The 19,959-nt window shown below is 55.6% G+C and carries 18 protein-coding genes and 5 pseudogenes; 12 read left to right on the forward strand and 11 right to left on the reverse strand.

Going from position 1 to position 19,959, the window contains the following annotated elements:
* The first annotated feature begins 61 nt into the window (after window positions 1-61).
* Window positions 62-949: an alpha/beta hydrolase gene (locus B4968_RS03930; RefSeq protein ID WP_241525535.1), complete on the forward strand. Its 888-nt coding sequence runs from the start codon at window positions 62-64 to the stop codon at window positions 947-949.
* Window positions 950-958: 9 nt separating this feature from the next.
* On the opposite strand, the gene B4968_RS03935 is transcribed toward B4968_RS03930, so the two are convergent.
* The 3 genes from B4968_RS03935 to B4968_RS03945 are packed head-to-tail and all read right to left on the reverse strand — an operon-like array spanning window position 959 to window position 3,275.
* Window positions 959-1,546, reverse strand: a complete 588-nt coding sequence (locus tag B4968_RS03935) for a Smr/MutS family protein (protein ID WP_083096798.1) — start codon at window positions 1,544-1,546, stop codon at window positions 959-961.
* Window positions 1,546-2,622 (reverse strand): murein transglycosylase A, encoded by a 1,077-nt coding sequence (gene mltA / locus B4968_RS03940; RefSeq protein WP_083096801.1) that lies wholly within the window; start codon window positions 2,620-2,622, stop codon window positions 1,546-1,548. Before mltA ends, B4968_RS03935 begins: the two co-directional genes overlap by 1 nt.
* On the reverse strand, window positions 2,619-3,275 hold the full coding sequence (locus B4968_RS03945; RefSeq protein WP_083096812.1) for a Tim44/TimA family putative adaptor protein: 657 nt from the start codon (window positions 3,273-3,275) through the stop codon (window positions 2,619-2,621). Before B4968_RS03945 ends, mltA begins: the two co-directional genes overlap by 4 nt.
* Before the next feature lie 115 nt (window positions 3,276-3,390).
* On the opposite strand from B4968_RS03945, the gene B4968_RS03950 reads away from it, so the two are divergent.
* A complete protein-coding gene (locus tag B4968_RS03950) occupies window positions 3,391-3,933 on the forward strand; it encodes an FxsA family protein (RefSeq protein ID WP_083096815.1) in 543 nt (180 codons plus the stop codon).
* A 90-nt stretch (window positions 3,934-4,023) separates the two neighbouring features.
* A pseudogene (gene secB, locus B4968_RS03955) lies at window positions 4,024-4,508 on the forward strand (protein-export chaperone SecB).
* Window positions 4,509-4,582: 74 nt separating this feature from the next.
* Here secB and dnaQ read toward each other — a convergent pair.
* From dnaQ to B4968_RS03975, 4 genes and pseudogenes are all read right to left on the reverse strand, one after another.
* Entirely contained in the window at window positions 4,583-5,314 is a 732-nt protein-coding gene (gene dnaQ, locus B4968_RS03960; RefSeq protein ID WP_083096818.1) for a DNA polymerase III subunit epsilon, read from the reverse strand.
* Window positions 5,307-5,931 (reverse strand): annotated as a pseudogene (gene coaE / locus B4968_RS03965) (dephospho-CoA kinase). Before coaE ends, dnaQ begins: the two are co-directional and overlap by 8 nt.
* Window positions 5,928-6,761: a shikimate dehydrogenase gene (locus tag B4968_RS03970; RefSeq protein ID WP_083096820.1), complete on the reverse strand. Its 834-nt coding sequence runs from the start codon at window positions 6,759-6,761 to the stop codon at window positions 5,928-5,930. Before B4968_RS03970 ends, coaE begins: the two are co-directional and overlap by 4 nt.
* On the reverse strand, window positions 6,758-7,357 hold the full coding sequence (locus tag B4968_RS03975) for a Maf family protein (RefSeq protein ID WP_083096897.1): 600 nt from the start codon (window positions 7,355-7,357) through the stop codon (window positions 6,758-6,760). The genes B4968_RS03970 and B4968_RS03975 overlap by 4 nt, the downstream gene beginning before the upstream one ends.
* 410 nt (window positions 7,358-7,767) lie before the next feature.
* Between B4968_RS03975 and B4968_RS03980 the strand changes: the two genes are divergently transcribed.
* The 7 genes and pseudogenes from B4968_RS03980 (at window position 7,768) to B4968_RS04010 (ending at window position 15,258) form a co-directional block, all read left to right on the forward strand.
* Window positions 7,768-8,223 (forward strand): CopD family protein, encoded by a 456-nt coding sequence (locus tag B4968_RS03980; protein ID WP_083096823.1) that lies wholly within the window; start codon window positions 7,768-7,770, stop codon window positions 8,221-8,223.
* A gap of 221 nt (window positions 8,224-8,444) precedes the next feature.
* Entirely contained in the window at window positions 8,445-9,716 is a 1,272-nt protein-coding gene (rho, locus tag B4968_RS03985) for a transcription termination factor Rho (RefSeq protein WP_083096826.1), read from the forward strand.
* A 30-nt stretch (window positions 9,717-9,746) separates the two neighbouring features.
* Window positions 9,747-11,045, forward strand: coding sequence for a tRNA uridine-5-carboxymethylaminomethyl(34) synthesis GTPase MnmE (mnmE, locus tag B4968_RS03990; protein ID WP_083096828.1), 1,299 nt, complete (start codon window positions 9,747-9,749; stop codon window positions 11,043-11,045).
* Between the two features lie 12 nt (window positions 11,046-11,057).
* Window positions 11,058-12,931 (forward strand): annotated as a pseudogene (gene mnmG, locus B4968_RS03995) (tRNA uridine-5-carboxymethylaminomethyl(34) synthesis enzyme MnmG).
* The gene (gene rsmG, locus B4968_RS04000; protein WP_083096831.1) at window positions 12,928-13,548 is read left to right on the forward strand and encodes a 16S rRNA (guanine(527)-N(7))-methyltransferase RsmG; all 621 of its coding nucleotides are present in this window, start codon (window positions 12,928-12,930) and stop codon (window positions 13,546-13,548) included. The pseudogene mnmG and the gene rsmG overlap by 4 nt, the downstream one beginning before the upstream one ends.
* Window positions 13,541-14,350: a ParA family protein gene (locus B4968_RS04005; protein ID WP_083096834.1), complete on the forward strand. Its 810-nt coding sequence runs from the start codon at window positions 13,541-13,543 to the stop codon at window positions 14,348-14,350. Before rsmG ends, B4968_RS04005 begins: the two co-directional genes overlap by 8 nt.
* Before the next feature lie 14 nt (window positions 14,351-14,364).
* Window positions 14,365-15,258, forward strand: coding sequence for a ParB/RepB/Spo0J family partition protein (locus B4968_RS04010; protein ID WP_083096900.1), 894 nt, complete (start codon window positions 14,365-14,367; stop codon window positions 15,256-15,258).
* Here the strand turns inward: B4968_RS04010 and B4968_RS04015 are convergent, their stop codons facing one another.
* The 4 genes and pseudogenes from B4968_RS04015 to rph form a co-directional block, all read right to left on the reverse strand.
* The gene (locus B4968_RS04015) at window positions 15,259-15,612 is read right to left on the reverse strand and encodes a YbaN family protein (RefSeq protein WP_083096837.1); all 354 of its coding nucleotides are present in this window, start codon (window positions 15,610-15,612) and stop codon (window positions 15,259-15,261) included. It abuts the gene before it with no gap.
* A gap of 25 nt (window positions 15,613-15,637) precedes the next feature.
* Window positions 15,638-16,789 (reverse strand): radical SAM family heme chaperone HemW, encoded by a 1,152-nt coding sequence (gene hemW / locus B4968_RS04020; RefSeq protein WP_139792564.1) that lies wholly within the window; start codon window positions 16,787-16,789, stop codon window positions 15,638-15,640.
* Between the two features lie 114 nt (window positions 16,790-16,903).
* Window positions 16,904-17,395: pseudogene (locus tag B4968_RS22950) on the reverse strand (non-canonical purine NTP pyrophosphatase); the annotation flags it as partial.
* The gene (gene rph, locus B4968_RS04025) at window positions 17,392-18,105 is read right to left on the reverse strand and encodes a ribonuclease PH (protein WP_083096843.1); all 714 of its coding nucleotides are present in this window, start codon (window positions 18,103-18,105) and stop codon (window positions 17,392-17,394) included. The pseudogene B4968_RS22950 and the gene rph, both read right to left, overlap by 4 nt.
* Before the next feature lie 142 nt (window positions 18,106-18,247).
* On the opposite strand from rph, the gene hrcA reads away from it, so the two are divergent.
* Window positions 18,248-19,312, forward strand: a complete 1,065-nt coding sequence (gene hrcA, locus B4968_RS04030; protein WP_083096903.1) for a heat-inducible transcriptional repressor HrcA — start codon at window positions 18,248-18,250, stop codon at window positions 19,310-19,312.
* A 9-nt stretch (window positions 19,313-19,321) separates the two neighbouring features.
* Window positions 19,322-19,883: pseudogene (locus B4968_RS04035) on the forward strand (nucleotide exchange factor GrpE).
* Window positions 19,884-19,959 lie beyond the last annotated feature (76 nt).

Here is a 19,959-nt window from a genome sequence, read left to right on the forward strand (position 1 = left end):
TGACGACTATAGTTTGTTAGAGCTCACGGTTTCCATCCCGCCCAATCATACCCCCGGGACATTGGAATTTAGCTATGCCGAACCGGATCCCTATACCCAGTTCACGATGGCAGCGCGCCATAGGTTTGAGAAGACCTCTGATTTTGATGCACGTTTGCAGGACGAGGTGCGCAGTTTTCCCCGCAATGAACGCGATGTCATCGTATTTGTGCATGGCTTCAACTCTACCCAGGCTGAAACTGTCTTTCGTGCAGCCCAGCTGACATATGACCTCGAGACCCCTGGTGCCACGGTGATCTATTCCTGGCCCAGCCTCGGCAGTCCTCTGGGCTATGCCTATGATGCCGACAGCATTCTTTTTGCCCGTGACGGGTTAGAAAATCTGTTGCGGCACTTAAAAAAGGCAGGTGCCAATCGCATCGTCCTGGTGGCCCATTCAATGGGATCTATGCTGGCCATGGAAACCCTGCGACAAATTGAAATTAAGTCTCCCAACTGGTCAGAACGAAACCTTGGCGGCGTTGTTCTGATGTCTCCGGACCTGGACATTGATGTTTTTCGCAGTCAGATGCGCCGGTTTGAAAAGGTGCCACAACCCTTTTTGGTGCTGGTGTCCCGTAAGGATACCATTCTGAATCTCTCGCGGCGGATTCGCGACTATAGGTGTCGCGAACGCCTCGGCAGTCTCAGCTCGCTCGACCTGGTGTCGGACATGCCCATCGACATCAGTGATACCACGCAATTTTCCAATAATGCAGAATCCGGGCACTTTGTCGCCGCGACCTCACCAGCGCTCTTGTCACTCTTCAACTCGGCCCGTGAAACGGCAGAAGCCTTTCAGAAAGGCAATGCTAAACTATCAGTGAATGATTTTCTTCCGGGAACTATTCTGCGGACAGGCCAGGTTACCGGGGTTTCGGTGACCCCCGTTGCAACGTTGCGACGGTAAACGACACCGCTATCGGCTACGCCGCAGATAAACGTAGTAAGCGCCTTCTCCCCCATGGCTCACATGGGCGGGAGTGACCTGCAGAACCGCCTGCGCCAGTGGCGGCAGCGCCAGCCATTGAGGCACGTGATGCCGCAGTATACCGCGTGGCACCGGCATTGGGCCGGGAACATCACGATCCTTGCCCTTGCCCGTCACCCCCAAAACGAGACGTTTGCCTGAGGCCTGCGCCGTCAGGATGAACCGGTTAAGAGCCGGATGCGCGCCATCCACCCGCATCCCATGCAGGTCAAGCTTGCCCTCTGGCCTGAGCTTGCCGCGCTTCATCCGGCGAAAGGCCTTTTCATCCATCTGCACCGGGCTGGAGGCAAGAGACATCGCCAGCGCCGGTTTCAGATCATGTTTCATGGGTTTCGACTTGGCATGGCTGCCGAGGTCGAACTTTTCCAGCCTCGGCTGCGGTGTCTTGGCGGGTTTCGGCTTTGGCAGCGGCAGGGGTGGGGGGTGCGAATGGCTGCCAGGATGCAGCCTCTCGGCATGGGCCACCACCTGATGCCAAAGATCGATTTCCTCGGAGGAAAGTTTACGCCTGCTCATCAAAACTCATCCGGCAAAAGCGCAAAGGCGCGTTGGATTGGCAGCAGAACCACCATGCGGCCAGGGTCTCGCAGACGTCCGGCTGCCTGGCCAGCGCTATCGCCGGTGCCATAGAAAATATCTGCCCGTTGCGCGCCTTTGATGGCTGATCCCGTGTCCTGTGCGATCATCAGCCGCCGCATCTGCGTCTCGCCATCCTTTTCCAACCAGACCGGCGCCCCAAGAGGAGTGTATTTTGGATCGACCGCCAGACTGCGCAGCGTTGTCACCGACCGGTTCATCGCGCCAAACGGCCCTTTTGAGGGACGAATTTTGCGAATCTCGCGAAAGAACACATAGGATGGATTGTGCAGCAGCAGCTCGGCGCCATCAATGGGGTTGCGCCGCACCCAGGCCTTGATCACCTGCGCGCTGACCTGATGCGCATTGTAGATGCCACGCCGCACCATCTCTGCCCCGACAGAGCGGTAGGGATGACCATTGGCGCCGCCATACCCGACCCGAATGGTACTGCCGTCATTCAGACGAATACGGCCAGATCCCTGAATTTGCAGAAAAAATAACTCTACTGGATCATCAACCCAGGCGATCTCCAGACCTCGCCCGCGCATCACATCGCCATTCAGGATATCGCTGCGGGGCAGCCAGGGATTGCTGCGTTTGGCCTCTGGCGGCATCTTGTAGACCGGATATCGGTAGCGTGCCGAGCGATAGCGCGCGCCATCCAGCTCTGGCTCAAAATAGCCGGTGAACAGGGCAGGGGCGCCATCCTCGATCAGGACGGGGCGAAAAAACAGCTCAAAATAGCTGCGGGCGGCCTTCTCTCCCTCAGCTCCTGTTAGGGTAGGTGCGTTTGATTGCGCCAGGGCACATAGGTTTTGCCAGTCCTGATCTTTCAGATCGGCGCAGGTCTCAAGAAACACCTTAAGCGCGGCGGCGTGATTATCCTCCTCCCAGCCCCTGAGCTGAGAGAAGTCCAGCATTTTGTAGGTCGTCTCGGCCCCTGCGGCCGGAGCCGTCATGGCAGCCCCCGCAAGTGCCGCTGCCCGGAAAAAATCCCGGAGCCCTGCAATCATCCGTCCGTAGCCACCAACTGCCAGTTCGGATCGTCAGCACCCATGCTGCGGGCAAAGACCCAGATGTCTTTTTGACGTTTCACGGCTTTTGGATCACCCTCGACAATCTCGCCGTCGCGGTTGCGCACAACCGAGGTCAGCTCAGCGACAAACCGCATGGTCACTTCGGCGACCCGGGTGGTTTCATCAAAGCTGGCATTTATCACAGCGGTTTCACGCACGCCGATAAACTCTGCCTCGATGGTCAGACCCTGATCTTCGCGCTGTGCCACCGCGTCAACAAAGCTGTCAAAGACATCTTCGGCCAGAAAGCCCTGAAGATTATCCAGCTCGCCGCGTTCAAATCCCATCAGGATCATTTCATAGGCGCTGCGGGCACCCTGAACAAATTCGCCCACCTGGAACGAAGGCTCAGCGCGCTTCATCGCCGACAGGGCCGTGGCCTGAACAGAGCCCTCTTCGACATAATCGGTGATATCGCGGTCGGGTCCGCCTTCGATCACTTCAAAATCGGGGCGACTGCTGCGCTTTTCGGTGGGGGCTGCGGCCGGCTTTTCAAACCCTTCACGCGTGCCCAAAACGCTTTTCAGACGCAGGATCAAAAACACCGCAATACCGGCTAAAACCAAAAGCTGAATCAAGGGCGACTCCATAAGAACCTCTCATTGGGTATTCATGCCCGGTTTGAAACCCGGGCGGTCTGTCCTTATGTAGGGGGTCAGGGGTAGCAAGTCTACCGTACAGCGAAAGATCAGAGGAAACCGTCAAATGTATCTTTTCATCGCCTTTCTGATGGTGCCCCTTATTGAAATCGGCCTGTTTATCCAGGTCGGGGATGCCATTGGCCTGTGGCCCACCCTAGCCATTGTTGTGCTGACCGCGATTCTGGGCACCTCGCTGGTGCGATCGCAGGGTAGACTGGCTCTGGGGCAGATGCGCAACTCGTTCCAAACCCTGTCAGACCCGGCCGAGCCGCTGGCCCATGGCGCCATGATCCTGTTTGCCGGAGCACTGCTGCTGACGCCGGGATTTTTCACCGATGCGATCGGTTTTGCGCTGCTGGTGCCACCGGTCCGCATGGCTGTTTACCGCTACCTAAGAAAAAAGGTCACCGTGGCGCAGTTCCAGATGGGGCCGGGCACAATGCAGGGGCGGCAGTATCCAGGCGGGCAGTACCCGGGCGGCCCGCACCCAGGCGGGCAGGGGCGCGGGCCTGCGGGCAGTGGCGACATTATTGACGGCGATTTTGAAGAGGTCACTCCCAAACGCCCCACAGCAAAGCCCTCTGGCTGGGTGGAAGGGCCGAAATAGGCCTTCGTGCAACTGCAGTTACCCGTAACCGTTGAGATACCCGATCCAAGCTGATAAGCACGGGTCAAGCTAATTTTTAGGAGTATCTCAATGGCCGAAAATGGTACAACCGAGGGCGCGCAGCAGCCCCAAGTCCAAATGAATATCCTGGGTCAGTACATCCGGGACATGTCGTTTGAAAACGTCATGGCGCAAAAAGGTGCCGGTGGCGAAGTTCAGCCCGACGTCAATGTTTCGGTCAATCTCGACGCCAAAAAGCGCTCAACTGAAAACCAGTATGAGGTCATGACCAAGCTGAACATCGAGCCAAAAACAAAGAGGGCGGCGACGTTCTGTTTGTGCTTGAGCTGGAATATGTCGGTGTGTTCAACATCTCTGGTGTTCCCGAAGATCAGATCCACCCCTTCCTGTTGATCGAATGCCCCCGCATGACCTTCCCGTTCCTGCGTCGCATCGTTTCAGACGTGACCCGCGATGGCGGCTTCCCACCTCTGAACCTCGACAATATCGATTTTGTTGCGATCTACCGCAATGAGCTGGCCCGCCGTCAGGCCGAGGCCGCACCACAGCAGTAATCTGCAAGACCACCTGATAAAAACGGCCGCTGAGAGAATTCAGCGGCCGTTTTTTATTCTATAGATCAACGGGCCTAGCTGCTGTTCTGATTCCACAACGCCTCGTCGCCCAGTTTGGCCACAAAAGCCTCATGCGCCTCTGTCTCCGCTGCTGTCAGCCGGGATGGCAGCGGATTGGGCCGCGGGGCAGGGCGCCAGTCATCGCTTATCTGTTGCCCGCCGCCACTGGATGTGGTGGACAGACCAAAGTCCGGCTGCCGGCCGCCTATCAGTTCGAGATAAACCTCGGCGAGGATTTCGGAATCGAGCAGAGCACCGTGCAGAGTCCGGTTACTGTTGTCGATATTGAACCTGCGGCACAAGGCATCCAGCGTGGCAGGCGAGCCGGGAAAGCGTTTGCGCGCGATTGCCAGCGTATCCAGGGCCTGATCCATCGGCAATTGCGGCAGGTTTATCCAGCCAAGTTCCGCGTTAAGGAACTTCATATCAAAGCTGGCGTTGTGGATCACCATTCTGGAATCGCGGACAAAATCAAGAAAGCTCTGGCCGAACTTGGAAAAGACCGGCCTTTCGCGCAGCGTGACCTGGCCTTTTTCCGGCCGTTGTGGCGGCTCCAGCAGGTCAGGACCAATGCCATGCACGCCAAAGGCTTCCTGCGGCATGCTGCGCTCGGGGTTGATATAGACATGGTAGGTCTCACCGGTGGGCATGTGATTGAACAGCTCAACCGCACCGATCTCGACAATGCGGTCGCCGGAAAAGGGATCAAAACCAGTGGTCTCGGTATCGAGGACAATTTCACGCATCAGGCTGTGCCTCTTTGTTTTTAGTCTCTGGCGGCAGTGTTTTTCTGATTTGCTGCAACACAGTTTCTACCTGCGCGCGGGCATGGTCCGGCGTATCCGTTTCGATGACAAAATCGGCGCGGGCGCATTTTTCGTCAATGGGCATCTGTTTCGCCAGGATTTGTTCAAACTGAGCCTCTGTCATCGTGCCCCGCTGCATCACCCGGTCGCGCTGCGTCGCTGCATCGACCCGAACGCAAACGACCGCATCCATTGCAGCCTCGCCGCCGGTTTCAAACAAAAGCGGGATGTCAAAGACCAGAATATCGCTTTTGGCAACGTCGCGAAACGACTTGCGGTCTGCCGCCAGCAGCGGATGCACAATCGCCTCGAGCTGGCTGAACAGCGCAGGATCCGCAGCCAGGATCTGTTTCAGCGCGTCCCGGCTGACCGCGCCGTCAATAACGGCGGCTGGAAAAGCCTTTTGCATCGGTTGCAATCGCAGCGCCACCCTGGGCATAGATCCGGTGCACCGCGGCATCGGCATCCCAGATCTCGCAGCCCGCCTGCGCAAAGAAGCCGGCCGTGGTGCTTTTGCCCATGCCAATGGAGCCCGTCAGCCCAAGAAGAAAGGTCATGCGAGGGCGGCCGCGCGGGTGGCATCATCCACATCCGGGCGCTGGCCGAACCAACGTTCAAACCCTGGTACCGCCTGATGCAACAACATGCCAAGCCCATCAACCACGGTACAGCCCACCTCATCGGCGGTTTGCAACAGATCGGTTTTGATTGGGGTATAAATCAGATCGGTGAACACCATATCAGGGCGCAGCCCGGCCAGCGGCACCCGCAGACGCGGATTGCCAACCATCCCCAGCGAGGTTGTGTTGACCAACAGGATACCTTCTGCGATGATATTGCCCGCCTTAACCCAATCAACCACCCGAATGCGTTTGCCAAATTCCTTTTGCAGCTGTTCTGCGCGACCGCGGGTGCGGTTGGTCAGCAGGATTTCAGGCGTGCCCGACTCTAACAAGGAGGCCACAACCGCGCGGCAGGCGCCGCCCGCGCCCAAAACCACGGCCGGACCACTGGCAGGATCCCAATCCGGCGCGCCCTGCTGCAGGTTTTTGATAAAGCAATAGCCATCGGTGTTGTCGGCAAGAATACTGCCATCACTGCGAAAGATCATGGTGTTGGCCGCCCCCATGAGCTTGGCCCGGTCAGTCACCTTATCCGCGATGTCCATCACCGCCTCTTTATGCGGAATCGTCACATTGGCGCCGACAAACCCTGCCTTGGGCAGGGTGCGGATCACCGTTTCCAAATCCTCAGGCTCCACATGCATCGGCACGTAATGTCCGGCGATGCCATGGGCCGTCAGCCAGTGGCGTTGCAACTGCGGCGATTTGGAATGCGCCACAGGGCAGCCAATGACACCGGCCAGAGGAATTTTGTTATCACTCATTGTTCGATTACTCCCTGTAGTCCCAGGTAGTTGAGCAGCTCCACCAGAGGTAGTCCTAAAACGTTAAAGTAGCTGCCTTCTATGTTGGAAAACAAGCGAACCCCCTCTTCTTCGAGCTTATAGCCGCCAACTGCGTCCTGGATGCTCTGCCAGTTTCGCGTCACATAAGAAGAGAGGTAGCCGTCAGAACAGTCATGCATCCGCAGGCGAACCTGTCCCACGTGACGCCAGATCGGCTCGCCATCGCGGTATATAACGGCTGCGGACAACAACATGTGACGTTTGCCGCGCATCGCGCTAAGCTGCGCCAATGCCTCTTCGGGGGTTTTTGGTTTGGACAGAAGCTGGCCCTCAAAGTCGAGGACCTGATCACAGCCCAAAACCAGCGGGCCGGGTTTTTTCAGGCTCACCTTGCGGGCCTTTGCCTCGGCCAGGGCATCCGCAATGTCGCGCGGGCTGGCGCCTTCGGCCAGAAGAGCCGCCTTGATCGCCTCTTCATCCACACGGGCAACGGCTACCTCAAACGGCACCCCTGCCTGTCGTAAAAGCTGAGCACGGATCTGAGAGCCAGAGGCCAACAGGATGTGGGCAGACATGTGGAAAACCCCATGGAAAAGATGCACAAGTTAGTAGGATGGTTTGTATGGTTTTTCCCGGTTTTGGCAAGTGCACAGGAAAAACCGGAATTCCACGGAACTGCGCGCTGATTCCTCCTCGGGGGATAGGGATAACTTTGCAAGACGGGATATCTGCGATCTCCACGATTCCTCCAAAGGTTATCCCCATAGTAATCTTCATTAACAAAACCTTAATTTTCCTTATTTTTAGGCGTGTTAACCAAAGTGTCATCAATAAGGCAGGTACTTTGCCGCAAAGTTATGCCCGTGGGGATAAACCCGTGAGGGAGTCAATAATCCACCGAAATCCTTGTCCCTACAAAAACATCATCCTTTAAATCTTTCTTTATTATTATAAGGGTGACCAATCAGAGCAAAGAGACAGACCTATGGACCTGACAGACTGGATGTACATCCTGTACCCCTATGCGAAATCCCTGCACATCATGGCAGTGCTCAGCTGGATGGCGGGTCTGTTCTATCTCCCACGTCTGTTTGTGTATCACGTGGAGCAGGCTGAGAAGGTTCCTGAAAGCCTGGCGATCTTTGTCACCATGGAGGACAAACTGCATCGTTTGATCATGCGGCCTGCAATGATGGTCACATGGGGTGCCGGGCTGTTCATGGTGTTTACGCCGGGAATAGTCGACTGGAGCGATCTGTGGCCCTGGAGCAAGGCTGTAGCGGTGATTGGCATGACCTGGTTCCACTATTGGCTTTTGCAGCGTCAGCGGGCGTTTTCTGCTGGGGAGAACGCGCTCTCTGGCCGGCGCTTTCGCATGATGAACGAGGTGCCGACCTTGCTGATGGTGGTGATCGTCGTTTCTGTGATCTTCAAGTTCTGACACTGGAAGTTCTGACTCTGGGCGGCTTTGGCCCGCTATCGTAGCAGAGATTTGATCTGAGGCGGCTGAGAGGGTCGTAAGGCGCCATTGGTTACTTTGTTTGACTTACACAGCCTCTGCCCCTATGTATGGCCTCCAACGCGCCCGTCCGGGCATCCGTGTTCTCCGAACTTTGTAAAAAACCTCTCCCTGAATAGCCGGGGCATAAGGGCCATATATTGATGACCGTCGACTCCCTAAATCTTTCTGATCTCAAGGCGCAAAGCCCTAAAAACCTTCTGGCTATGGCCGAAGAGCTCGAGATCGAAAACGCCTCGACAATGCGCAAGGGCGAGATGATGTTCCAGATCCTGCGCGAACGTGCGGATGAAGGCTGGGAGATCGGCGGCGATGGGGTGCTTGAGGTGCTTCAGGATGGATTCGGTTTCCTGCGCTCGCCTGAGGCCAACTATCTGCCGGGTCCGGATGACATCTACGTTTCGCCAGATATGATCCGCAAACATTCGCTGCGCACCGGTGACACCATTGAGGGGCAGATCAAGGCGCCGCTGGACGCAGAACGCTATTTTGCCATGACCAGCGTCACCAAGATCAATTTTGAGGACCCTGAAAAGGCGCGCCACAAGATCGCTTTTGACAACCTGACGCCGCTTTACCCTGATGAGCGCCTGAAGCTGGAAGTTGAGGATCCAACGATCAAGGACCGTACCGCACGCGTCATTGATCTGGTGGCACCCATCGGTAAAGGCCAGCGTGGGCTGATCGTGGCGCCGCCACGTACCGGTAAAACCGTGATCCTGCAAAACATTGCCAACTCGATCGAAAAGAACCACCCTGAGTGCTATCTGATCGTGCTTTTGATCGATGAACGCCCCGAAGAAGTCACCGACATGCAGCGCTCCGTAAAGGGCGAGGTTGTCTCCTCTACCTTTGATGAGCCTGCAACACGTCACGTTGCTGTGTCAGAGATGGTGATTGAAAAGGCCAAACGTTTGGTCGAGCATAAGCGAGATGTTGTTATCTTGCTCGACTCGATCACAAGACTTGGTAGGGCCTTCAACACTGTTGTGCCGTCCTCTGGCAAGGTTCTGACCGGTGGTGTGGATGCAAACGCGCTGCAACGTCCCAAGCGCTTCTTTGGTGCTGCCCGTAATATCGAAGAGGGTGGCTCGCTCACCATTATTGCAACGGCGCTGATTGATACCGGCAGCCGGATGGATGAGGTCATCTTTGAAGAGTTCAAAGGTACCGGTAACTCTGAACTGGTTCTGGATCGTAAAATCGCCGACAAACGTGTGTTCCCGGCGATCGACATCCTCAAATCCGGCACCCGGAAAGAAGAGCTTTTGGTCGACAAAGGCGATCTCGCCAAGACCTTTGTTCTGCGCCGGATCCTCAACCCGATGGGCACGACCGATGCTGTCGAATTCCTGCTGGGCAAGTTGAAGCAAACCAAATCAAACTCTGATTTCTTTGATTCGATGAACACCTAAAACCCCAGCTGGCTGAAAAGGAAGGCCAACATGGATACGATTTTTGCGTTGGCCTCCGCCCAAGGGAAGGCCGGAGTGTCCGTAGTGCGCATTTCCGGACCCAATGCCTTGGAGGCCGCGAACCAGATCTGTGACCGTCCTTTGCCCGAAAAGGGCCGGGGGCTGCGCATTCTACGGGATGCGGACGGCAATCATCTGGACGAGGCTTTGGTGCTGACCTTCAAGGCGCCGGCCAGCTTTACCGGCGAAAATATCGTTGAATTTCAGGTGCATGGAAGCACCGCTGTGGTGTCATCTGTATTGGATACTCTGTCTGCGACCCTGGATCTGCGCCTAGCCGAGCCCGGAGAGTTTACCAGACGCGCGCTTGAAAACGGTAAGTTGGATCTGGCTCAGGTCGAGGGTCTGGCAGATCTGATTGATGCTGAAACCGAGGCGCAGCGTAAACAGGCGCAGGTGGTTTTGTCTGGCGGTGTTGGTCAATTGGCGGAACGCTGGCGCATCGATTTGATACGGGCAGCTTCGCTTATTGAGGTGACCATTGATTTCGCGGACGAGGACGTTCCGGTTGATGTCACCCCAGAGGTAACAGCGTTGCTAGAGGGTGTTGCGACCGATCTGCAACGCGAAACCGATGGTGTCAAAATAGCAGAGAGGATTCGGGACGGCTTTGAAGTTGCCATTATAGGTGCGCCAAATGTCGGAAAATCTACTCTTCTCAATGCCTTAGCTGGACGAGAAGCCGCGATTACATCCGAATATGCCGGCACGACACGCGACGTGATTGAGGTTCGTATGGACCTTGGCGGGTTGCCTGTGACGCTATTGGATACAGCCGGCCTGAGAGAGACCGACGATCATGTCGAAGGAATAGGTATTGAACTGGCGCGTAAACGCGCAGAGCATGCCGATCTCCGGGTTTTTCTCGCTGAACGCGCGGATTCCCTGGATCTCGAAATGCGCGCGGGTGACATACGCCTGATACCAAAGGCCGATACCCTTGCTGACACTTTGTCTGATACCCAGGGGGCGATTTCTGGAAAAACCGGCGAAGGGGTCGACGCCCTTGTCCTGCACATTTCCAAAGTCCTGAAGGATCGCTCGACACAGGTAGGGGTTGCAACCCGGGCTCGGCATCGCGACATGATGATGCAGGCCTTGGCGAGCATTAAGGATGCTCAAAAGGTTCTTGAGCGTGGATCAGAGTTTTATGATATAGCAGCCGAGGATATGCGGTCGGCCATCCGGGCTCTCGAGATGCTTGTTGGCCGCGTCGGTGTTGAGAATCTCCTTGATGAGATTTTCTCTAGTTTCTGTCTTGGAAAGTAAGGAGTGTTTCACGTGAAACATTCAAAGTTTGATGTCCTGGTTATTGGCGGCGGTCACGCCGGCACAGAAGCCGCCCATGCCGCGGCCCGTATGGGCGTGCGCTCGGCTCTTGTGACTCTCACGCGAGATGGCATTGGTGTAATGTCTTGCAATCCAGCGATTGGTGGATTGGGTAAGGGGCATTTGGTCAGAGAAATTGACGCCATGGATGGTGTCATGGGCCGTGTGGCAGACCTGGCAGGAATTCAATTCAGATTACTGAACCGCCGAAAAGGTCCCGCAGTCCAGGGGCCTCGGGCGCAGTCAGATCGAAGCATCTACCGCCGGGAAATGCTCAAAGCGACCGAAGAACAGCCTAATCTCGAGATCATAGAAGGGGAGGCGACCGACTTTTTGATGACAGGATCACGCGTCTCTGGCGTTGTTTTGGCCGATGGCAGTGAAATCCCCAGTCAGACAGTCATTTTGACGTCTGGCACCTTTCTGCGTGGCATTATTCATATTGGTGACGTGTCAAAGCCGGGCGGCCGCATGGGAGATCGCCCGTCGATCAAACTTGCAGAGCGACTTGATAGCTTTGACCTTCCCATGGGGCGGCTCAAGACCGGCACACCCCCGCGGCTGGATGGACGGACGATCAATTGGGACATTCTGGAAGGCCAGCCGGGCGACGAGGATCCGACCTTCTTTTCGTTTATGACTAAGAGCATATCAGCAAAGCAGGTTGTCTGTGGCATTACCCACACAAACGAAAAAACCCATGATATCATTCGGGAAAATCTGACACGGTCAGCAATGTATGGCGGACATATTGACGGTGTCGGGCCGCGATATTGCCCCTCGATTGAGGATAAGATTGTCCGCTTTGGCGAAAAGACATCGCATCAGATATTCTTGGAACCCGAAGGTGTAAATGATCACACGGTGTATCCAAACGGTATTTCGACCAGCCTGCCGGTCGATGTGCAAAATGACTATGTTAAATCCATAGTTGGGCTGGAACAGGCCGTTATCCTGCAGCCAGGTTATGCCATCGAATATGACTACATCGACCCACGGGCGCTGACGCTCGAACTGGCGCTTAAGGACGTGCCCGGTTTGTATCTTGCAGGCCAGATTAACGGCACCACCGGCTATGAAGAAGCGGCGGCCCAGGGGTTGGTTGCGGGACTGAACGCAGCCAGCTCCTGTTTAGGGCGGGATCCGGTGATGTTTGGGCGATCAAACAGCTATATTGGGGTCATGGTTGATGACCTCACCACCCACGGCGTGACAGAGCCCTATCGTATGTTCACTTCCAGGGCTGAATTTCGCCTGTCCTTACGAGCGGATAATGCAGACCAAAGGCTTACGCCACTGGCGATTGGTCTGGGTGCGTTTCAGATACCCGACGTTTTGCCTACGAGGAAAAGTGGGATCGCTTGCAAGAGACCCGGAGTGAACTGGAATCTTCGATTTTTACACCAAAACAAATTTCTCAAGCCGGGATCTATGTCAATCAGGATGGAAATAAGCGCAGCGCCTTTGATGTGCTTGCTTTTCCAGACGTCAGTTTTGACGATCTTATTCCGCTTTTGCCCAGTTGCGAAGCTGCAGATGAAGAGATACGGCGTCAGCTGGAACGGGATGCGCTTTACGTTCACTACATAGCACGTCAGGAAAAAGAGATCGCGGCAGTAAAACGGGATGAAGGACATGTCATTCCAACGGGTTTTGATTACGGCGCTATCGAAGGCCTTTCTGCTGAGCTGAAGCAAAAGCTAGCCATGGCTCGCCCTGAAACACTTGCAAAGGCCAGTCGAATTGGCGGTATGACGCCAGCAGGATTGGCTCTCATACTGGCCAGATTGCGAAGAGATAAGAGAATTCAGGAGAAAACCGCATGACTCAAATGGACCTCCCGGAGCAACTGGGTGTTTCACGTGAAACAATGGAACGGTTGAAGAAATTCGAGGAAGTTCTTTTGAAGTGGAACCCTCGTATCAACTTGGTGTCCAAAAACAGTCTTCCCCACCTGTGGCAAAGGCATATCGCGGATTCTGTCCAAGTCTATGATTGCGCAAAGGACATTGGTGAAAGCTGGTTGGATATTGGCAGCGGCGGCGGTTTTCCTGGTATCGTGATCGCTATTCTGGCCGCCGAACGCTCTCCTCATACCAAAGTCACTCTTATTGAGAGTGATCAGCGCAAATCTGCCTTTCTGAGGACAGCAGCGCGGGAATGTGGTGTGTCAATTACAGTATTGAATAAGCGCATTGAACAGGTTGAACCTCTTGGTGCCCAAATCATGTCTGCGCGGGCTGTGGCGGATCTGGATACATTGCTTGCCTTTGCTGAACGACATTTAGCTGATGGCGGTGTTGCGCTCTTTCCTAAAGGGGAAAGTTGGAAAAAAGAATTCGATGCCGCAACGAAGAGATGGCGATTTGACGTTGAAACCATTACAAGTTTGACTGAAACTGAAGCAGTTATTCTGAAGATCAAGGGAATCACGCGTGTCTGATCTATCCCGCCCGGAGGGGCCACGAATTATCGCGGTTGCAAATCAAAAGGGTGGAGTGGGAAAAACAACAACAACCATAAACCTTGCAGCAGCTTTGGTTGAAACCGGTTTGCGTGTTCTTGTTGTTGACCTTGATCCCCAGGGAAATGCTTCAACCGGGCTTGGAATTGACAGCGCGGATCGGGATGCAACAACCTACGATCTTCTTGTCGACGATGCGCCGTTAGGTGACGTTATTCGGACAACTGAGATTGAAGACCTTTGCATTATTCCGGCAACTGTTGATCTGAGCTCTGCTGATATCGAGCTTTTTGCCAATGAAAAACGCAGCTATCTTTTGCATGATGCTTTGCGGCAGACGGCCATGGACGAGTATGAGTGGGATTATGTGCTGATTGACTGCCCTCCGTCTCTTAACCGTTGGACAGTAAATGCAATGGTCGCGGCGCATTCGGTTCTGATTCCACTGCAAAGTGAATTCTTTGCTTTGGAAGGTGTGTCGCAGCTGCTTTTGACAATTCGGGAAGTCCGTCAATCCGCGAATCCAAACTTGCGGATTGAGGGTATTGTCTTAACCATGTTTGACCGCCGCAATAACCTGTCACAGCAGGTCGAGAAAGATGCGCGCGACAATCTTGGTGAACTGGTGTTTAAAACCAAGATCCCACGAAATGTACGTGTCAGTGAAGCACCTTCTTATGCTCTGCCCGTGCTTAACTATGATAGCAACTCTCTTGGAGCCAAGGCCTATCGGTCGCTGGCAGAAGAGTTGATTTCGAACAACCAGAACGTGGCAGCGTGACAGCGGAGCAGAATATGTCTGAAAAGAAAACTAAACCTCGGGGCCTAGGGCGTGGACTGTCAGCATTGATGGCGGATGTGAACCCAGAGCCGGTGAGCACAGAAGTGCAATCCCCTCGCAATGCGGAAATTCTGGTTCCGATTGAAAAGGTTATCGCAAACCCGGATCAGCCTCGTCGTCAGTTCCTGCAGGAGGATCTGGACGATCTAACTGCGTCCATTAAGGAAAAGGGCGTTCTGCAGCCGCTGATCGTGCGTCCACGTCCCGGCGATATGTATGAAATTGTTGCTGGTGAACGGCGCTGGCGCGCGGCGCAGGCCGCACAACTTCATGAAGTTCCCGTGCTGATCCGTGACTATTCCGATGTTGAGATGATGGAAGTTGCCATCATTGAAAACATTCAACGTTCCGATCTGAACGCGATGGAAGAAGCGCATAGCTATAAGCAGCTGATGGAACGCTTTGGCCACACTCAGGAAAAAATGGCAGAGGCTCTGGGGAAGAGCCGCAGCCATATTGCTAACCTGGTTCGCTTGTTGCATCTGCCCGAAGATGTGCGCACCCTGGTGCATGAGCGCAAGCTGTCAGCGGGTCATGCCCGCGCTCTGATCACGTCTGACAATGCCTCTGAGCTGGCCAGCAAGATTGTCAAAGGCGGCTTGTCTGTCAGGGCAACCGAGGCACTGGTCAAAAAGGACGCGGCGGGGCTTCAGCCAACTGCTGTCAGAAAACCCCGCAGTGCTGCAGAAAAAGATGCAGATACCAAGGCACTGGAAGGGGATCTGTCAGCGATTTTGCGGATGAAAGTCTCGATTGATCACAAGGCAGGTGGAGAATCCGGGTCAGTGACGATCAGCTATGACAGTCTTGATCAGCTTGATGAGCTTTGCAATATCCTGAGCAAGTAATCAGGAGTTTGGCCGGGTCCAGATAAAGGTCAGGACTGCTGTCAGAACGACAATCTGAATGCCCACCACATGCGCTGGGGCGCCCAGGATAAAAGACAGCATTAGGACGGCGGCAATCGAAACGGTTGCCGCTTTTTTTGCGCCCGGCCGAATAGCGCCGCGCTCGTTCCAGTCCATAATCATCGGCCCAAAGGTACGGTGAGAGATCAGCCAGGAATGCAGCCGTTCCGATGAATTGGCAAAACAGAACGTCGCCAATAGCAAAAATGGCACGGTCGGAAGAAGCGGAAGAAGCACGCCGATCAGGGCCAGGCCGAGGGACAGAATGCCGATGCCGGCGTAGAGAAATCTCATCTGTCTGATCCCATCTGCAAAAGGGTTAATCTACCAAGAGTTCCCGGAGAATGGCGTTCAAAACGGCGCGCCCCTGATCTGTAGCCTGAAGCCTGTCACCCGAGATAGTTACCATGCCAAGATTGACAAGGTCTTCAAGGCGTTCGGCTGGCAATTCCTGTCCAGACAGGCCCCTGTAGCGGGGGATGTCCATGCCTTCGCGAAGGCGCATCGACATCATCATGTACTCGATTGCGGTGTCTTCACGGGGTAGGGGCTGGCACAGGCTTTCGCCTGATCCTTCTGAGACGGCCTTGAGCCAGGCACCGGGGGCGCGATGGGTCTCGGTGGCATAGCGCTGCCCATTGAGTGGCAGACGTCCGAGCGCACCGGGGCCGATCCCGAGGTAGTCGCCATAGCGCCAGTAGATTTGGTTATGGCGGGATTCGCCGGGGCGCGCATGGTTTGAAATCTCGTAGGCGGGCATGCCATGGGGGCCGCAGATATCCTGAGTCGCCTGATACATGTCTGCGGCCGTGTCGTCGGTTGGCAGGTTTCGCAGCTTGCCCCGCGCGTAGCGGTCGCCAAATGCGGTGCCTTCTTCAATGGTCAGCTGGTACAGGGACAGATGGTCAATCGCCATGTTGAGGGCTTCGGACAGCTCATTTTTCCAGTGCTGCAGGTCCTGTCCCTGACGGGCGTAAATCAGATCAAAGCTAACCCGATCAAAGCAATCTCGGGCAATGTCAAAGGCCGCGCGGGCCTCAGAGACGGAATGGATGCGACCCAGCCGACGCAGGTCCTCATCGTTGAGAGCCTGTATGCCCATGGAAATCCGATTGACGCCGGCATCGCGATACCCGGCAAAACGAGCTGCTTCAACCGAGCCAGGATTGGCTTCAAGAGTGATCTCTATATCATTGGCAAAGGGCCATATTTCACGTGCGGCCTCGATCACGGCGGCGACGGTTTCAGGCATCATCAACGAGGGTGTGCCGCCGCCAAAGAAAATTGAGTTTAGAATCCGGCCAGAGAGCGGTGGGGAGACACGTTTCAACTCGTTCAAATAGGCTCTAACCCAGGCCTTTTGGTAGATATTGGCGGTGACGTGACTGTTAAAGTCGCAATAGGGGCATTTGGCCTGACAGAAGGGGCAGTGTACGTATAGGCCAAAGCCCCCATGCCGCCAATCATCCACTGAAGCAACCCTTGATAAAACCTTCAACGGCTTTCGCGCGATGGCTGATCTTGTTCTTTTTCCGCGATCCATCTCGGCAAATGTCACCTCATGGCCGTCTGGCACAAACATCGGATCATAGCCAAAACCGTCCACTCCGCGCAGCGGCCAAATCAGATGGCCAGGGGCTACGCCCTCAAAGACTTCGTCATGGCCATCCGGCCAGGCAAGAACCAATGTGCAGCGGAACTGTGCGGTGCGCGGGTGCGCAGCGTTAAGAGCGTCGAGCTCGCTGTTGGCGCGGGTCATGGCCATCACGAAATCGCGGCCATTGCCGGTTTCGGCCCAATCAGCGGTATATACACCAGGGGCACCATTCAGCGCGTCGATGGTAATGCCAGAATCGTCGGACAGGGCAGGGAGGCCGGTTGCCTTGGCTGCGGCATGTGCCTTGATACGGGCGTTGCCAACAAATGTATCTTCGGTTTCTTCGGGTTCTGGCAGATCCAGCGCTGCGGCGCCCACAACCTCAACACCAAAGGGCTTGAGGAGATGCGCCATCTCCTCAAGCTTGCCTTTGTTGTGGGTCGCGAACAGCAGCTTGCTGCCGTCGAATTTGCGGCTCATGCGCAGGCTGCCTTTTGCATCGCTGCGAGCTCGCCTGTGCCTTTTTCGGCCAGATCCATCAGGATGTTCATCTGGTCGCGGGAAAAGAGCGAGCCTTCGGCGGACATCTGCACTTCGATCAGCTTGCCAGAGCCGGTCATGATAAAGTTGCCGTCAACGCCGGCTTCAGAATCCTCGGGGTAGTCGAGATCAAGAATGGGCTGTCCAGCATAGATCCCACAGGAGATAGCCGAGACCGGGTCCATCAGCGGATCAATTTTGACGTCGCCAGCTTTCATCAGCTTGTTCACGGCCAGACGCAGGGCAACCCAGCCGCCGGTGATTGCGGCACAACGGGTGCCGCCGTCAGCCTGCAACACGTCACAATCGATGGTGATCTGACGCTCTCCCAGGGCAACGCGGTCAACGCCGGCCCGCAGGGCACGCCCGATAAGGCGCTGGATTTCAACGGTGCGACCGCCCTGTTTGCCTGTCGCGGCTTCGCGGCGCATGCGGGTATTGGTTGCGCGGGGCAGCATGCCGTACTCTGCCGTCACCCAGCCAAGGCCGGATCCTTTGATAAACGGCGGAACCCGTGGCTCGAGGCTTGCGTTGCACAGGACATGCGTATCGCCCATTTTGATCAGGCAAGAGCCCTCGGCATGTTTGGTGAAACCGGTCTCAATCGACACGGAGCGCATTTGGTTTAGTTCTCTTTTCGAGGGTCGCATGGGCTATCCTTTTTTTGCTGCTCTTCCGATAGCCGCCGGGGCCGCGGGGATGCAAGCATGATTGACCTTTTACCTGATCGCTCTTTAATGCAAATTGGAGCATGGGTTCCCCTCATTGCAGAAATTGACCGTAAAAACGCAAATGACCGATGCCAGAGAAATACTGAATGACATGAATGACCGCTCGCGGGAGGTGTTTCGCACGGTTGTCGAAAGCTATCTTGAAAGCGGTGAGCCGGTGGGCAGCCGGACTCTGACGCGGTCGCTGAACGAAAAGGTCAGTGCGGCGACAGTGCGCAATGTCATGCAGGATCTGGAGTATCTGGGCCTGCTGGACAGCCCGCATGTGAGCGCCGGGCGTATCCCGACCCAGATGGGGCTTCGGATGTTTGTTGACGGGTTGCTGGAGGTCGAGGACCTCAAGTCGCGGGATCGAGAAAAGATTGATGCTACCCTCGGGAAAAATGCAGGCGACGTTGGTGGTATGCTGGACCGGGTTGGCGCGGCGCTGTCTGGTGTGACCCCGGGCGCCTCCCTGGTTTTGACTCCGAAACACGAAGCAGAGATCCGGCATATTGAGTTTGTCTCGCTGGCGCAGGACCGTGCCTTGGTGGTTTTGGTGTTCTCGGATGGACGAGTTGAAAATCGTCTGTTCAGCCCGCCGCCCGGCCAGACGCCCAGCTCGATGCGCGAGGCTGCCAATTTCCTCAATTCGCTGATCGAGGGGCGGACCCTGGGTGGTTTGCGGCGCGATATGCAAAAGGAAATTGATGCCCGTCGTCAGGAGATTGATGTGCTGGCGCAGGACATGATTGAAAGCGGCCTAGCCGCCTGGGAAGAAGACAGCAGCGAAAAGGCGCGTCTCATTGTGCGGGGACGGGCGAATCTTTTGGGCGAGGGCGGGGCAGCAGCAGAGCTGGACCTCATTCGAAACCTGTTTGATGACCTCGAACGCAAGCAAGATATCGCCGAATTCCTTGAACTCACCGAAGACGGTGAAGGTGTACGCATTTTTATCGGCTCCGAAAACAAACTTTTCTCACTTTCGGGTTCCTCTTTGGTGGTCTCTCCCTATATGAACTCGGATCGAAAGATCATTGGTGCGGTTGGGGTGATTGGCCCGACTCGCCTGAATTACGGACGGATTGTGCCGATTGTGGACTACACGGCGCAATTGGTTGGAAAGCTACTTTCTGACCGGAGTTAGAGGTGAAAAATGGCAGAGCCCAGAAACGACGAGTTGTTGGACGATATCGCAAATGTCGAAGCTGAAGAGCTGGCGGCGGAAATGCTGAATGGACGATGCTGCGATTGAACTTGATGAGCTGAGAGCCGAACGGGACGAGTACAAAGATCGCTTTGTGCGCGCCCTGGCCGATGCTGAAAACTCCCGCAGGCGCGGCGACAAAGCCCGCCGTGAGGCTGAACAATACGGTGGCTCAAAGCTGTCGCGTGACATGCTGCCGGTGTTTGACAATCTCAAGCGCGCGGTTGAGTCAGCAACAGATGAGCAGAAAGAGGTTGCCTCTGCCCTGATCGAAGGTGTCGAGTTGACCATGCGTGCCCTGTTGGGAGTGTTTGAAAAACACGGCGTGCGCATTGTTTCACCGCAGGTTGGCGACCGGTTTGACCCTCAGCTCCATGAGGCGATGTTCGAAGCGCCTGTTCCGGGAACCAAGGCCGGCGATATCATTCAGGTCTCAGGTGAAGGTTTCATGCTGCACGACCGTTTGCTGCGCCCGGCGCAGGTTGGTGTGTCGTCAACACCAGCGGGCTGACGTTTATCGGGCCCAGAGGGCCCGTGCCTGCGGCGCAGGTATTTTTGGCAAGATGAAAAGGCGGCTCCGGGATGGG

It is taken from the genome of Pseudophaeobacter leonis (assembly GCF_002087335.1).
GTDB classification, from domain to species: Bacteria; Pseudomonadota; Alphaproteobacteria; order Rhodobacterales; family Rhodobacteraceae; genus Pseudophaeobacter; species Pseudophaeobacter leonis.

Excerpts from the sequence above, each read along its gene's own strand:
- B4968_RS03935 (WP_083096798.1), bottom strand. The coding sequence starts at position 1,546 with ATGAGCAGGCGTAAACTTTCCTCCGAGGAAATCGATCTTTGGCATCAG.
- mltA (WP_083096801.1), bottom strand. The coding sequence starts at position 2,622 with ATGATTGCAGGGCTCCGGGATTTTTTCCGGGCAGCGGCACTTGCGGGG.
- B4968_RS03945 (WP_083096812.1), bottom strand. The coding sequence starts at position 3,275 with ATGGAGTCGCCCTTGATTCAGCTTTTGGTTTTAGCCGGTATTGCGGTG.
- B4968_RS03950 (WP_083096815.1), top strand. The coding sequence starts at position 3,391 with ATGTATCTTTTCATCGCCTTTCTGATGGTGCCCCTTATTGAAATCGGC.
- dnaQ (WP_083096818.1), bottom strand. The coding sequence starts at position 5,314 with ATGCGTGAAATTGTCCTCGATACCGAGACCACTGGTTTTGATCCCTTT.
- B4968_RS03970 (WP_083096820.1), bottom strand. The coding sequence starts at position 6,761 with ATGAGTGATAACAAAATTCCTCTGGCCGGTGTCATTGGCTGCCCTGTG.
- B4968_RS03975 (WP_083096897.1), bottom strand. The coding sequence starts at position 7,357 with ATGTCTGCCCACATCCTGTTGGCCTCTGGCTCTCAGATCCGTGCTCAG.
- B4968_RS03980 (WP_083096823.1), top strand. The coding sequence starts at position 7,768 with ATGGACCTGACAGACTGGATGTACATCCTGTACCCCTATGCGAAATCC.
- rho (WP_083096826.1), top strand. The coding sequence starts at position 8,445 with ATGACCGTCGACTCCCTAAATCTTTCTGATCTCAAGGCGCAAAGCCCT.
- mnmE (WP_083096828.1), top strand. The coding sequence starts at position 9,747 with ATGGATACGATTTTTGCGTTGGCCTCCGCCCAAGGGAAGGCCGGAGTG.
- rsmG (WP_083096831.1), top strand. The coding sequence starts at position 12,928 with ATGACTCAAATGGACCTCCCGGAGCAACTGGGTGTTTCACGTGAAACA.
- B4968_RS04010 (WP_083096900.1), top strand. The coding sequence starts at position 14,365 with ATGTCTGAAAAGAAAACTAAACCTCGGGGCCTAGGGCGTGGACTGTCA.
- B4968_RS04015 (WP_083096837.1), bottom strand. The coding sequence starts at position 15,612 with ATGAGATTTCTCTACGCCGGCATCGGCATTCTGTCCCTCGGCCTGGCC.
- rph (WP_083096843.1), bottom strand. The coding sequence starts at position 18,105 with ATGCGACCCTCGAAAAGAGAACTAAACCAAATGCGCTCCGTGTCGATT.
- hrcA (WP_083096903.1), top strand. The coding sequence starts at position 18,248 with ATGACCGATGCCAGAGAAATACTGAATGACATGAATGACCGCTCGCGG.